The following is a 14386-nucleotide window of genomic DNA, read 5'->3' as shown; positions in this document are numbered from 1 at the left end:
CAAAATATAAGGATATTGCTAAGGCTGTTTAGCCGCGCTCATAAAATTTATTGAACAGATCGGGGTTCTTAAAACCGTAGTCTTTCTCGTCTTTGCTTATGGAAACCCAGTCATTAACATTATAGTCTTTATCACCGGTCTTAACTTCATGCACAAAGCGCAGGGTTACATGATCTCCCCATTCCAGGTCGGCAAAAGCGGGGGCGTTTTGTTTAAAGCGGAGGTTAAATTTGTAACCGTTCACCGTTTCAAGTACAGCGCTTTTCCATTTACCGTTATCAAATTTCACTATGTGGGTTACCTGGCCGCTGGTAAAGCGCACTTTGTTTGCCTCGTATAAAAATGCATATTTGGGTAAAGGCAACGCCTCAACTAATTGAAATATTTTGACACCATTTTTTATTACATAAGCCGGCGTAACATCTATCCCCTTATCTTTACTAAACGACCCGCCGCGTACTTTTAAGGTAATATTATCGCCGATATTAAGCTGCCCGTTCAGTTGTTTCTCTTGTCCGTAAAAAGTTGACATTTCATATTCCCGGTTATCATAAGCAATTAAAAAGCCTCTTGTCTTCCCGGTGGTTTTGTTCTTTAAAATGTCTTTTACTTCAACATTGATTTCTTTATTCCATATCTGGCCCAGCAAAGCCATTTTATTTTTAAAATCATCCGTCTTACGGTAGGCATCCATGCTATCGCGCTGTGTTTTTTGCTTTGCATTGACCTTTTGGCGATAGGTGATCTCCTGCTTTTGCTGCTGCCTTTTAACTACACTACTAATTTTGCTTTTAATGCCTGCAAAAGCCAGGCAGCTGATCATTACCACGGGTATGGCCAGCAGGTAAACTACTTTTTTCATATTTGTTGAAGGTTTATTAAATAACATGTGGATACGCCTTGTAACAGGCACATTGCTAAACCCATTATAAAGCCCAGCAGGCTTGTTAACAGCGAGGTTTAGGAGCAAACTGGCATAAAACTGTCTGTCGGTTTTGGAAGCAACCTTTTTATCAACTTCAAATTCATGATTGGCTGTAATTGCCCTGCCGTACAAATAAACAAATGGGTTAAACCAAAGTATGATGTGTACAATCTTTACAATAATCCTATCGACGGAGTGATACAGCTTAACATGCAGCATTTCATGGGCTATAATTTGCTGCAACTCGTCATGGGTTAGGTTATCTTCATTTAAAAAAATATAGTTTAAAAACGACCCGTTGCCCTGCGTTTTATGCGCGTTTAAAATATGTACATTCCCTATTTTGGTACCCGCCTTACCTTTAAGCCGCTTAAAGAAAACCGTTACAATAATCAGCAAATGCACAAACAAGCCCGTTGTAATGGTAAAGTACAACAGCCTTAGCAGGTTTATCCAGTTAACAGTATGAGGAATTACCGCATTTGGCAAGGGTTTGTTAATAGCCTGCCCCTGCACAATTACATATATGGTATTTACATATACCGCCTGCTTTACCGCCTCAACATAGTGCGGCTGCTCATCTAACTTAATTTTTAGTACAGGGATAATAAAACTTAACAGCAAAGTAAGCAGCAAATACCACCTGTTAATTGTAAAAAAAGTAAGCCTGCGCAACAGCACATAATAAAACATATAAAAAATACCGGTACATGCCGATACCTGCGCCAGATAGATCATTGCGTTCATAATTCCTGATTTTTATTAATAATGGCCTTTAGCTTATTAATATCATCCTCACTTAGTTTTTCTTCCTTTACCATAAATGATAGCAGGCTTTCGGCCGAGTTATCAAAATATCCGGCAAAAAACCTGGCGAAAAACGTTTTACGATAGTCGGTCTTTGAAATTTTAGGGAAGTATTCATAGGTTTTACCGTACGCCTTATAATCCAGGTAACCCTTTTTCTCCAGGAGCCTTACAACGGATGATATGGTATTATAAGGGGGCTTAGGGTCATCAGGCAAGGCCTCAATAATATCCTTTACAAAACAGGTTTTTAACTGCCATATAACCTGCATTACACGCTCTTCTGTCTTTGTTAATTCTTCCATAATCAAATCTAAAACTTAATTTTCAGTTATACAACTAAATTTTAAGTTTTATAACTTATTTTGCAGTTATAAAGAATAAAAGTATATAAAAACGTTATTCTCACAAATATACTATCTCAATAAAATAATGACTCAATGACCTAATGACCTATAGGTAATACTTCTCGCCGTCCGTTTTTATTTTCCCGGCATCAAGCAGCAGGCGGATGGTTTCCATTTTATCTTTTTCGGTACCGATGTTGATGCCAGTTACCAGCACGCCAATATCGGGGGTTGATATCGAGAGCAGCTGCACAATCTCGTTGGTGATATTATCGAAGATCTCATCGGCGTTTTTCTGTCGTTTTTCTTCCAGACAGATATCACAAATGCCGCATTTACGAGCGTTGGGCTCGTCGAAATAAGCCAGCAACATTTGACTGCGGCATTTTTTGTGGATAGCATAGGCAAAAACGGCCTCCATTTTTATGCGGTAGGTTTCCTTACGTTCTTCAATATATTTTTTGTTGATAAACAGGCGACTGGGGTGTTGTCTTGCCTTTAAATAAGTAACCTGCGGCTGGTCTGTTTGCTGCATATAGCTGATAAGGCCAAATTCCTGCAGTTGCAGCAATCCATCCACCACCTGCTGAACGTTCAGGTTTGTACGGCGTGAAAGGTCGTACTCCTTAATACGTACATAATTTTCAAACGAACCACCGTATGAGCGAAGCAAGGTTTTAATAAATGGGTCCCAACCGGCATTCTGGATCTGGAAATTATACAGCACCTCGTTAACTACCTCAAACCTGAAACGCGATGGCAAAAACACACTTTCGTTGAACGACAGGTATTCGTCCTTCTCCAAAAACTTGAGTGCATTGAGCGTTTTTATAGCATCTACCTTAAACCTGCTGCAAAAATCAGCCAGATCGAGATCAAAGCTCAAGCCTTCGCCTGCATCGTAGGCCAGTTGGTAGTAGTTAGCCAGGCAATGATAAATATGCTTAATCTCATCTACCGATGGGAAATTCAGCTCAAACATCTTTTCCTGCCTGAGCCTGTCGGCCGGGGTATACAGCAAAATACCGTATGCTTTGTTTTCATCGCGACCTCCTCTGCCGGCTTCCTGGTAATAGGCCTCCAGGCTTTCGGGCATATCCTTGTGAATCACAAACCTAACGTCGGGCTTGTCTATCCCCATTCCAAAAGCATTGGTGGCAACAATTACCTGCGTGCGGTTATTTTTCCAGCTTTCCTGCCGTTCGGCACGAATATCCATAGGCAGCCCAGCATGATAATAATCGGCCCGGATGCCGTTCTCGTTGTAATATTTGGCAATTTCGGAGGCGTCCTTACGGCTGCGTACATATACTATACCGCTGCCCTTTACCCCGCGTGCGATGTCCAGCATCCGGCGAAATTTGTTTTCGGCATATTGCACTACATAGCTGATGTTGCGGCGCTCGAAACTTTGCTGGTAAACAACACCGTTTTTAAACTGAAGCTTTTGCTGAATATCTTCCTTAACCTCGGCCGTGGCGGTGGCGGTGAGGGCTAAAACGGGCACCTCGGGATGCAACTCCCGCAGATCGGCAATATGCAGGTATGGCGGACGAAAATCATAACCCCATTGCGAGATACAGTGCGCCTCATCAATAGCTATAAGGTTCACTTTCATGTACTTGATACGCTCGCGTACCAGCTCGCTCAATAAACGCTCGGGCGATAGATACAGGAACTTTACGGTGCCATAAATACAGTTATCCAGCGCCAGGTCAATCTCCCGCCTACCCATGCCCGATACTATGGCCACCGCATTGATGCCTTTCTCTTTCAGGTTTTCAACCTGATCTTTCATTAACGCAATAAGGGGCGATATTACTATACAAATCCCTTCCTTAGCCAGCGCGGGCACCTGGAAACAAACAGATTTACCCCCGCCCGTAGGCAGCAATGCCAATGTATCATGACCCAACAGAACGGATTTAATGATCTCGGCCTGCATTGGCCTGAAGCTATCGTGTTTCCAATACTGTTTTAATATTCCCTCTATAGTCATGCTGAGTTCTGGGGTGCGGGTTCTGAGTTCTGCGCCAAAAGTCGTAAAATACTAAACATTTGCCTATACCATGTTTAATAAGATTTTAATTTTACGTTTGACGACCTGCACCAGCCCCAGAACTCCGAACTCACATCCCCGAACTCAGACCTCAGAATAGCCAATTGTAAAAATCAGGAAAATCGCCGTTCCATTGTTTTTCATTATGGCTGGCATCTTTTATGATTACAACGGGCGAGTTTTTTGTGCTCACACCTTTTTGGCGGACAATATCGGCCATCTTTTGCATATAGGTAACCATATATTCGCCCTCGGCACTGCCGCAAACGAAGTAAAAACGGGTTTTATTGGTAATTGCCTGCTGTTTAGCTAATTGGTAAATATCGGGCGCTATCCAAAATGCCGGCGAAAATACTCCGGCGTTACCAAATACCTTTGGATATTTTAGCACGGCGTACATCGAAATCAAGCCCCCCATTGAACTGCCCGCAATAGCGGTGTGCGCGGCATCTGTTTTGGTATGATAATGCGCATCGATATAAGGTTTCAGGTTTTTTATTAAGAATTGAATATAATCATCTCCCCGGCCCTTGCCATAATTGGAATCATAGGGGTCATATTCACTTATGCGATAATCGCCGCCATGATCAATACCTACCACTATACATTGTTCTTGGGGCGATAGCTTTTCCATGAACTCATCAATCCCCCACTCGCCGTAGCCGCTGGTGTATTCATCAAACAGGTTTTGGCCGTCGTGCATGTAAATTACCGGGTAGCGTTTTTTCGATGATTCATAACCTGCGGGCAAACAGATCCAAACCCTGCGCTGCCTGCCCAGCTGCGGCATCTCGAACTTATCGTTAATGATATGCACCTGCGTCGTTGCCGTATGCTTCTTTTCGACGGCTGCAAAACTATCCTGCCAGCCATCTACAGATAGGGTTACGGTGGTATCATGAAGGAGGCTTAGTGTACGGTTATCAACACCTTTACCAGTTGAGGTACACTCTACTGTGTTCCAGCTGCCACGGGTTATTTTGTAGGTGCTGATACCCTTGGGCATGTCCTTCATAAGCAGGTAGCTGCCTGCCCCGTCGGGCTGCAATTGCCAGGTGCTATCGGCCGGGTTCCAGCCATTAAAAGTACCCGCCAAAAACAGGTGTCCGGAGGGCTGTTTTGGAGCTGCAATTTTGCGTGTTTTAAAGATGATTTTCACCTGTGAAAAAACAAAAAAACTTTGGCCAAAAAGCAAAAACGCGCAGAAAATATTTTTTTTTCTCATTATTAATTGTTCAATAAACAGTTAATTTCCGGGAACGTTCCCGGAAATCCGTTACGTATTAGGAAAATTACGAATTGTGTAAAACAGACACTTTGCTTATTACAAATCTTTGTCAATTTGCAAATTTATAGTGAAAATATGTATAAATTGTTAAAAAAACTTTCTCCAAACCAATTTCGTATAAGTTAATACAACCTTAATTAATTCGGTCAAAATTATCTTTTATATAAAATTTGCTTTTATAATTTCTAAATGTAAATTAGGCACATGCTGTTTCAGCAAAAATATAAGACCAATTAAAGCCGGCAAAAAATTGCCTTTTTTATTCACACAAACCAATAAGTAAATGAGAAAAAATTACTCAAAAAAGTACGTTCTTCTTTGTGCCTTTCTAATGATGTCAGTAATGGCATTTGCCCAAACAGGAAGCATCAAAGGTAAGGTATTAGACGAAACAAATCAGCCCCTACCCGGCGCTTCTGTTAGTATTGATGGTACTACAATGGGCTCCACCACTGATTTAAACGGTAACTACACCATTTCTGGCGTAAAGACCGGGAACGTTACCGTAACTGCAAAATTTGTAGGCTATACGCCCATAAAGAAAGCGGTTAGTGTAAGCAGCGGGGTAAATGAGCTAAACTTCGGCCTGAAACCCGACAATCAAAATCTTAACGAGGTTGTGGTTGTGGGTTACGGTACCCAACGGAAAAAAGACCTTACCGGTTCAGTTGTATCTGTAACTGCTAAAGATTTTAACCAGGGCCCCATTACTACACCAGAGCAATTGATAACCGGTAAAGTGGCCGGTGTGCAGATCACCTCAAACAGCGGTGCACCGGGTTCAGGTAGCACCATCCGCATCCGTGGTGGCGCATCACTAAGCGCCAGTAATGATCCGCTTATTGTTATTGATGGTATACCGTTAAGTAATACCGCCATTAGCGGTGTAGCCAATCCTTTAAGTCTTATCAACCCAAATGATATTGAGTCGTTTAACATCCTGAAAGATGCATCAGCAACCGCTATTTACGGTTCACGCGCATCAAATGGTGTAATCATCATTACTACCAAAAAAGGTAAAAGCGGTAAACTGAGCGTTAACTTTAACTCGTTAAGCTCACTTTCTGAGATCACTAAAGAAGTAAGCGTATTAAACGCCGATCAGTTCAGAACTGCGGTACAAACTTACAGCCCGGATCATGTTGCCTTATTAGGTAAAGCAAATACCGACTGGCAAAGCCTTATTTACCGTAAAGCTTATACGTATGATAATAACATCAGCGTTACCGGCGGTATTAAAGGTATCCCCTATCGCTTGTCGGTTGGTTTCTTAAACCAGGATGGTATTGTTAAAACAGACAATCTGAAGAGAACAACAGCCACGTTCAATATCAACCATGACTTTTTGGACGGCGACCTTAAAGTTGACCTGACCTTAAAAGGGGCACATACTGAAAGTCATTTTGCTGCAGATGTTATTGGTTCGGCTGTTAGCTTTGATCCTACCCAATCTGTTTACTCTAATGATAAAACAAAATTCGGTGGTTATTTTGAATGGCTTGATAGTGGAAACCCCAACACACTTGCCCCGCGTAACCCTGTTGGTTTACTAAACGAGCAAAATGCGGTGGGTAAAAGCACCCGCGGAATTGGAACTTTAAGCTTAACCTATATATTCCCGTTTTTAAAGGAATTGCAAGCTAATGCAACTTTCGGCGGCGATTTGTCAAATGGCGAAGGCTCTAATCTTATCCCGGCTACTGCTGCATCTAAATTTGCACAAAAAGGCTCGTATACATCTTATTATAACCAAAACTATACCTACAACACCGATTATTACCTGAAATACAGCAAGGACTTTAAGGATATAAAAAGCCACTTCGATATACAGGCTGGTTACTCCTACCAATACTATAATACCTACGTAAAAAATTTCCAGGAAAAAACAGGCGATAAAGTAACTCCTGTAAATTCATTGGTTGATCCAACTTTTGGCCAGTATTACATCGAATCGCCTTTTGCCCGTGCAAATTTCTCCTTTGATGATAAATATTTGTTAACTGCCAGCATCAGGGACGATCGTTCATCACGTTTCTCTGAAAAATACAGAAACGGTTACTTCCCGTCGGTTGCGTTTGCATGGCGCGCCAAAGAAGAATCTTTTTTAAAGAGCGTGGATGTACTTTCTGATTTAAAGATCAGGGCAAGTTACGGTATCACCGGGCAGCAGGATCTTCCAACCAGCTATTTCCCATACCTCGCGGTGTATGACCCAAGTAACGTATCGGCCCAATACCAATTTGGCAGTAGCTTTGTTAACACCCTGCGTGCCGATAGCTATAACGTTAACCTTAAATGGGAATCAACAGCTACAACCAATCTTGGTTTAGATTACGGCTTCTTTAATGGTCGTTTAACCGGTAGCATTGATGTTTACAACAAAAAAACAAAGGATCTGCTCCTTAACGCACCTATTGCTGCAGGAACCAACCTAAGCAATTACCTATACGTTAATGTGGGTAACCTTACCACCAAAGGCTTGGAATTTAATGCCAACATTGCTGCTATAGCTTCAAAAGATCTTAACTGGAATATCGGCTACAATGTGTCGCTTAATAAAAGAACTATCACCAATATCTCTTTAACCGGCGACCCTAACCAAAAGATAGCTACAGGCGCTATACCTGGCGGCGTGGGTAATACCATACAGCAATGGCAGGCAGGCCAAAACCCAGGAGCATTTTTTGTATACCAGCAAGTATATAACAACGGCATACCGCTTGAAGGTGTATATGTTGACAGGAACAACAACGGCACTACCACCGACGACAAATATCTGTACAAACAAACAGATCCAAAGGTGTTTATGGGCCTTAACTCAAACGTGAACTACAAGAGATGGAACCTTGGTTTTAGCGCAAGGGCAAGCTTGGGTAACTATACTTACAATGCGCAAGCCGCAGCTAATGCCGCCTATGTTGGTTTAAAATTCTCTAAATATTTAGTTAACCTGCCATCAAGCGTATTAAAAACCAACTTTACGCAGTACCAGTTATACTCAGATTATTATGTAGAGAACTCATCGTTCCTTCGTATGGATAATGCAACCCTGGGATATACTTTCGGAAAAACAGGCGGACCATATACTTTAAGGGCATCATTTAATGTTCAAAACGTATTTGTAATAACCAATTATACTGGCCTTGATCCGGAAGGCAGCGGCATCGACAATAATTTTTATCCACGTCCGAGGATTTATTCACTTGGATTAAACCTGGGATTTTAACTATAAAATATTTTAATTATGACAAAAAGAAGTTTAATATACCTGCTAACTATCATAGTGATAGGTATATCGGTTAGTGTTACTTCCTGTAAAAAGGACCTGACACCTAAAAACGCCATTATTACTGCAGACGCTTACAAGAACTTTGCCAACTACAAGCCCATATTAGCTAAACTGTACTCGTCATTTGCACTGAGCGGTCAGCAGGGGCCTGCTGGTAAACCGGATATTTCTGGTATTGACGAAGGTTTTTCGAACTACCTGCGTGAGTACTTTAACATGCAGGAATTAACAACTGATGAAGCCGCCATTGTTTGGAATGACGGAACCATCCACAACCTGCACAACATGAATTGGAACTCACAAAATGAGTTCATTACAGCCATGTACAACCGTATTTTTTACATAATTAGTTTGGATAATGAGTTTTTACGCCAAACAACCGATGATAAATTAGCCAGCAATGGCATCACCGGCGATAACTTAACCCAGGCAAAACAATTCCGTGCCGAGGCTCGCTTTTTAAGAGCGCTTACTTACTGGCATGCTATTGACCTTTTTGGTTCGGTACCATTTATAACCGAAACTGATAAAGTTGAAGTGTTTTTCCCTAAACAAAAATCACGCGCCGACATTTTTAAATATATCGAAAGCGAACTACAAGCTATCGATGGTGACTTAGGCGCCCCGAAATTTGAATACGGCCGTGTTGATAAAGCTGCTGCCTATATGCTGCTTGCTAAATTATACATCAACGCAAAAGTATACACAGGTACAGACAGAAGCAGCGATGCCATTAAATATGTAAACAAGGTATTAAGCGCAGGTTATTCACTCGAGCCCCACTTTAAAAACCTGTTCCTGGCAGATAATAACAACTCAAACGAGATCATTTTCCCAATTACATTTGATGGCCTGCATACACAAAGCTACGGCGGTATGACCTACCTGGTACATGCACCCGTTGGCGGTAAAATGGTACCTGCAGATTTTGGTATAAATGGCGGCTGGGCCGGTTTCCGCACCACTAAGCAATATGTTAGCTTGTTTACCGATAACAGTGGCAATACCGATAAAAGAGCTGTATTTTTTACCGATGGCCAAAACCTGGAGATCAATGATGAGTACGCTTTTGGCGATGGTTATGCCATTCAAAAATTCAGAAACGTAACATCTGACGGCAAAGTAGGTTCAGACCCATCCGGCAACTTCCCTGATACCGATTTCCCAATGTTCCGTTTAGCTGATGCTTATTTAATTTATGCAGAGGCAGTGTTACGCGGCGGTTCAGGCGGCGATTTGGGTACTGCTTTAACTTATGTTAACAAAGTACGCACAAGGGCTTATGATGGCAGCACAACTGGCAATATCAAAGCGGCAGACTTAAACCTCAATTTTATATTGGACGAAAGAGGCCGCGAGTTTTTATTTGAAATGCACCGCAGAACAGATCTTATCCGCTTTGGTAAATTCACTGGCGACAGCTACATCTGGGCCTGGAAAGGTGGTGTTAAAGATGGTATAAGCGTTGCTGATAACTTTAACCTGATGCCTATCCCATCAACTGACATTGTTAACAATCCAACCCTGGTTCAAAATCCTGGTTACTCAAAAAATTAATTATGCTGCAGGGCAGCTGGCTACCCTGCGGTTTATTTATATAGAAAAAGACACATTATTAAAATTGATTAATAAAAAATGAAAAAGCTTTTAACCATTATATTAGCAGTTACGGGCGTAGGTCTGTTATTGCTGTCGTCCTGTAAAAAGGATCAGACAAAGGTTGTAACAAACGTTGGCAAGGTTGGTACCTTATCGGCCAATAACTTAACCCCCGTTTTAACAAAACCAACAGCAGCCGATGCAGCCGTTACATTTAACTGGCAAGCCACAAATGTATCGGGCTATGCGGCCCCAATCAGTTATACCCTGCAAATGGATGTTAAGGGAAATAACTTTGCATCGCCAAAAGAAGTTGCCGTAAGTACAGTAACCAAAAGCTTTACTGTAGGGAGCTTAAACGATGTTTTATTAGGCTTAAAACTATCCTTTGATGTTAATACTGATGTTGAAGTTCGTGTAAAATCAACCGCAGCAGCCAACCTTGCTCCTACCTATTCAAATGTATTGGTTTTAACAACCAAACCATTTAAAGCGGTAAGCTACGTATATGTACCCGGTGATTACCAGGGCTGGAGTCCGGCAAGTGCCGACAGCTTAAAATCGCCAAATAGTGATGGTGTTTATGACGGCTTTATTGGCTTTGCAGCAGGCGGAACACTTGAGTTTAAGATCACGCCTACCAAAGCCAGTGATTTTGCAGGGGCTTATGGTGATGCCGGTGCGGGTAAACTAAGTACTTCTGGTGGTAACCTAAAAGTACCAGCCCCAGGTTATTATGCTTTGCATGTAGATTTAAATACACTCACCTACACGGCTACACCGCACGTTTGGGGAATTGTTGGTAATGGTACCCCCGGCGGCTGGAACACCGATACCGATATGACCTACAGCCAAACTTCAAAAACATGGAGTGTAACGCTTGCGCTTACTGCCGGTCCGGGTTTGGCCATGAAATTCAGGTATGATCATGCATGGGACGTAAACCTTGGCGGATCAACAGATGCCCTTACCCAGGGTGGGGGTGATATAACCGTTCCTGCTACCGGTACCTATAAAATAGTGCTTGATGTTAATGCAGGCACGTTTACATCCACCAAACTATAAGAGTTTTATTGATAACGTTTGATTGATTTGGAAGGCCCGTTTGGTATAAACCAGCGGGCTTTTTTGTTTTTACCTCGCCTGTATATATTATTACAGCCCCCAACTTTAACAAGGTTACTACCTCATCGGCTAATTGCATCTAAAACATTAACAAGATTTAACAAACACTAATATTTTTCTATATGTACATTTGTATATACATTAAACATAATACAATGATAAAGAAAAAGTTATTAGTTGCCGCTGTGTTTATATGCAGCCTTAATGAATTAGCGGGAGCACAGGAAACTACGGTTATAAAAGGCAATGTAAATGGAGATTTGCAGGGCTATAAAAAAGTTTACCTGTATGGTAAAGGCCATGCTACAGATTCGACAGAAATTGTAGATGGGCATTTTCAATTTACTATCCCCTATGAAAAATCATTTATTCCGCTGTTATATGATGAATACAGCTTTAAAAAACTCGGCGGCATAAGAATATTCCCAATACTTGTTGACAGGCCCGGAACCGTAGAAATAAAAGATATAAATATTAAAGAAGGAGTATCAAGCGGTAAAATAACAGGTATAAAATCGGCCGAAGATTTTCAGGACTTTAGCACGCAGCAAAATACTTTGATGAACGATGTTAATATCGAGCTGCAAAAAAAACACGGCAGTATACCGGCGTTTCCGGCCGACGGAAAAATAACGCCCGAGTTTGATGCTTACATGAAAGAACAGCAAACACTTATTAACAAAAAATTGCCGGCATTAATGGAAAGCTTTATTAAAAGTCACCCCGATTCATACGCTACAATTTTTATTTTAAGTGGTACCGGCGTTGGCTCTTTTGATACTGCCGATTTGAAAAGGCTGTTTGATATGCTTCCTAAAAACATGCAGCAATCAGATGAGGGTAAAGAAATTACTAATTACCTGGAAGGGATTAAAAAGTCGGAAACGGGTAAACCAGTTGCGGATTTTACATTAAACAATGCTCAAGGAAAGCCAGTAAACTTTAAAGATCTGAAAGGCAAATATATACTAATTGATTTTTGGGCAAGCTGGTGCGGCCCTTGTAAGCAATCGTTTCCGCATATGAAAGAAATTTATAGCAAGTTTAAAGGCGATAAATTTGAGATCTACAGCATTTCAATAGATAAAAACAAGCCCGATTGGATCAAAGAACTTAAAGCTCAACAACTTCCCTGGATACAAGGTATTGACGATAAAAGCATAGCACATAAGTATTTTGGTGTAACCGCCGTTCCTACAACCTTTTTAATAAGCCCCGACGGAAAAATCATCATGAAAGAAATAGGCTTTAGCCAGAATGGCGATATGGAAAAGAAACTTGTTGAATTATTAGCAAGCAAATAAGAACAATGTTTAAACAAAAAGCGGTTGGCCCTATACAGGTACAACCGCTTTTTGTTTAATGTTACTGATGTTTAGAAGCTGTTTAAATTTGATTTGGATTATTTAAGTATCCTATAAAATTCATTGCCGTTGACTTTAGTCAACGGAATAATGAGTAGAAAACGAGGGCTTTAGCCCAAATGTCGCTTGGGTAATTGGGCTAAAGCCCGTAATAATACCTTTTATTACCGTTGACTAAAGTCAACGGTAATGAATAAATTTCGTCTTTAGACAGTTTCTGAGTAATGAACCAATGAACTATCTTGCTTTCAGCTCAACGTATTCTTTATCAGTATCGCCGGTGTAAATTTGGCGCGGGCGACCGATAGGCTCTTTGTTCTCTTTCATTTCTTTCCATTGTGCAATCCAGCCTGGCAGTCTGCCTAATGCAAACAGTACGGTGAACATTTCTGTAGGGAAACCTAATGCACGGTAAATAATGCCCGAGTAAAAGTCAACGTTAGGATAAAGCTTACGCTCTACAAAGTATGGATCTTTCAGTGCTACTTCTTCCAGCTTTTTAGCTATCTCCAGTACCTCATCATTGATGCCCAGTTTTTCTAATATATCGTCGCAGGCCTTTTTAATGATCTTGGCCCTTGGGTCAAAGTTTTTATATACACGGTGTCCGAAGCCCATTAAACGGAAAGGATCATTTTTATCTTTCGCCTTAGCAATCCATTTATCGGTATCGCCGCCATCGTTCTTAATTTTCTCCAGCATTTCAATAACTGCCTGGTTAGCACCGCCATGCAGCGGGCCCCAAAGTGCAGAAATACCTGCCGATATAGATGCATATAAATTAGCATCGGATGAACCAACAATACGTACAGTGGAGGTTGAACAGTTTTGCTCATGATCGGCATGCAGGATCAGTAATTTGTTCATTACATCAACCACTACCCTATCTACCTTATAATCTTCTGTACGCTCGGCAAATGTCATGTACAGGAAGTTGGTAACGTAATCGTACTTGTTTTGCGGATAAACAACCGGGTGACCTAATGATTTCTTGTAGATCCATGATACTACGGTACTCATTTTAGCCAGGAGTTTTATAATTTCCAGGTTTACTTCTTCGGTTGACAGGCCTTGCTTTAACGATTCGGGGTTAAACGCAGCCAAGGCACCAATTAATGAAGAAAGTTGCCCCATAGGGTGCGATTTTGACGGAAAACCATCAAAAAACTTTTTCATATCCTCATGGACCAAGGTATGGCGGCTTATCTGATACTGAAACTCGGTCAATTGCTCCTCGTTTGGCAAATCGCCGTAAATCAGCAAATGAACTACTTCAATAAAGCTGGCATTCTCGGCCAGTTGTTCTATAGAATAACCGCGATATTTAAGGATGCCTTTCTCGCCGTCTAAAAACGTGATGGCACTTTTTGTAGCCCCTGTGTTCTTGTAGCCGATATCCAGCGTAACATATCCGCTTTGATCCCGTAACTTCGAAATATCAATCGCCTTTTCACCTTCTGTACCTTCAATTACCGGGAGGTCAAATGTTTTGTCCCCAATTTTTAACTGTGCTGTTTCCGACATAGAAATTTTTGTATCTGCAACAAATGTAATTAAATCTGCGTATTAATAGCCGCTAAGAT

9 protein-coding genes are annotated in these 14386 nt (G+C 41.4%); 4 read left to right on the top strand and 5 right to left on the bottom strand.

Going from position 1 to position 14386, the window contains the following annotated elements; genetic code table 11:
* Positions 1–28: 28 nt before the first annotated feature.
* The 4 genes from BLS59_RS22875 to BLS59_RS22860 form a co-directional block, all read right to left on the bottom strand.
* Positions 29–1672, bottom strand: a complete 1644-nt coding sequence (locus BLS59_RS22875) for a M56 family metallopeptidase (protein WP_091152947.1) — start codon at positions 1670–1672, stop codon at positions 29–31.
* Positions 1669–2037 (bottom strand): BlaI/MecI/CopY family transcriptional regulator, encoded by a 369-nt coding sequence (locus tag BLS59_RS22870; protein ID WP_091152945.1) that lies wholly within the window; start codon positions 2035–2037, stop codon positions 1669–1671. Before BLS59_RS22870 ends, BLS59_RS22875 begins: the two co-directional genes overlap by 4 nt.
* Before the next feature lie 148 nt (positions 2038–2185).
* Entirely contained in the window at positions 2186–4078 is a 1893-nt protein-coding gene (locus tag BLS59_RS22865) for a RecQ family ATP-dependent DNA helicase (RefSeq protein ID WP_091152943.1), read from the bottom strand.
* Positions 4079–4229: 151 nt separating this feature from the next.
* The gene (locus BLS59_RS22860; protein WP_091152941.1) at positions 4230–5363 is read right to left on the bottom strand and encodes an alpha/beta hydrolase; all 1134 of its coding nucleotides are present in this window, start codon (positions 5361–5363) and stop codon (positions 4230–4232) included.
* A gap of 346 nt (positions 5364–5709) precedes the next feature.
* Here BLS59_RS22860 and BLS59_RS22855 point away from each other — a divergent pair, with 346 nt between their 5' ends.
* From BLS59_RS22855 to BLS59_RS22840, 4 genes are all read left to right on the top strand, one after another.
* Complete coding sequence (locus tag BLS59_RS22855; RefSeq protein WP_091152939.1) at positions 5710–8652, top strand: SusC/RagA family TonB-linked outer membrane protein; 2943 nt, start codon at positions 5710–5712, stop codon at positions 8650–8652.
* An 18-nt stretch (positions 8653–8670) separates the two neighbouring features.
* Positions 8671–10272: a RagB/SusD family nutrient uptake outer membrane protein gene (locus BLS59_RS22850; RefSeq protein ID WP_091152937.1), complete on the top strand. Its 1602-nt coding sequence runs from the start codon at positions 8671–8673 to the stop codon at positions 10270–10272.
* Between the two features lie 78 nt (positions 10273–10350).
* The gene (locus tag BLS59_RS22845) at positions 10351–11379 is read left to right on the top strand and encodes a SusE domain-containing protein (protein WP_091152935.1); all 1029 of its coding nucleotides are present in this window, start codon (positions 10351–10353) and stop codon (positions 11377–11379) included.
* 215 nt (positions 11380–11594) lie between these two features.
* Complete coding sequence (locus tag BLS59_RS22840) at positions 11595–12743, top strand: TlpA disulfide reductase family protein (protein ID WP_162842743.1); 1149 nt, start codon at positions 11595–11597, stop codon at positions 12741–12743.
* A gap of 297 nt (positions 12744–13040) precedes the next feature.
* On the opposite strand, the gene BLS59_RS22835 is transcribed toward BLS59_RS22840, so the two are convergent.
* Positions 13041–14327, bottom strand: a complete 1287-nt coding sequence (locus tag BLS59_RS22835) for a citrate synthase (protein ID WP_091152931.1) — start codon at positions 14325–14327, stop codon at positions 13041–13043.
* Positions 14328–14386 lie beyond the last annotated feature (59 nt).

The sequence above is a fragment of the Mucilaginibacter pineti genome, from assembly GCF_900101875.1.
Classification (GTDB): Bacteria; Bacteroidota; Bacteroidia; order Sphingobacteriales; family Sphingobacteriaceae; genus Mucilaginibacter; species Mucilaginibacter pineti.
The sequence above is the reverse complement of the archived record's forward strand: the minus strand, read 5'-3'. Positions and strand labels throughout refer to the sequence as shown.

What these genes read in the sequence shown, in the direction of transcription:
- BLS59_RS22835 (WP_091152931.1), bottom strand. Translation starts at nt 14,327, where the DNA reads ATGTCGGAAACAGCACAGTTAAAAATTGGGGACAAAACATTTGACCTC.
- BLS59_RS22860 (WP_091152941.1), bottom strand. Translation starts at nt 5,363, where the DNA reads ATGAGAAAAAAAAATATTTTCTGCGCGTTTTTGCTTTTTGGCCAAAGT.
- BLS59_RS22855 (WP_091152939.1), top strand. Translation starts at nt 5,710, where the DNA reads ATGAGAAAAAATTACTCAAAAAAGTACGTTCTTCTTTGTGCCTTTCTA.
- BLS59_RS22870 (WP_091152945.1), bottom strand. Translation starts at nt 2,037, where the DNA reads ATGGAAGAATTAACAAAGACAGAAGAGCGTGTAATGCAGGTTATATGG.
- BLS59_RS22850 (WP_091152937.1), top strand. Translation starts at nt 8,671, where the DNA reads ATGACAAAAAGAAGTTTAATATACCTGCTAACTATCATAGTGATAGGT.
- BLS59_RS22840 (WP_162842743.1), top strand. Translation starts at nt 11,595, where the DNA reads ATGATAAAGAAAAAGTTATTAGTTGCCGCTGTGTTTATATGCAGCCTT.
- BLS59_RS22875 (WP_091152947.1), bottom strand. Translation starts at nt 1,672, where the DNA reads ATGAACGCAATGATCTATCTGGCGCAGGTATCGGCATGTACCGGTATT.
- BLS59_RS22845 (WP_091152935.1), top strand. Translation starts at nt 10,351, where the DNA reads ATGAAAAAGCTTTTAACCATTATATTAGCAGTTACGGGCGTAGGTCTG.
- BLS59_RS22865 (WP_091152943.1), bottom strand. Translation starts at nt 4,078, where the DNA reads ATGACTATAGAGGGAATATTAAAACAGTATTGGAAACACGATAGCTTC.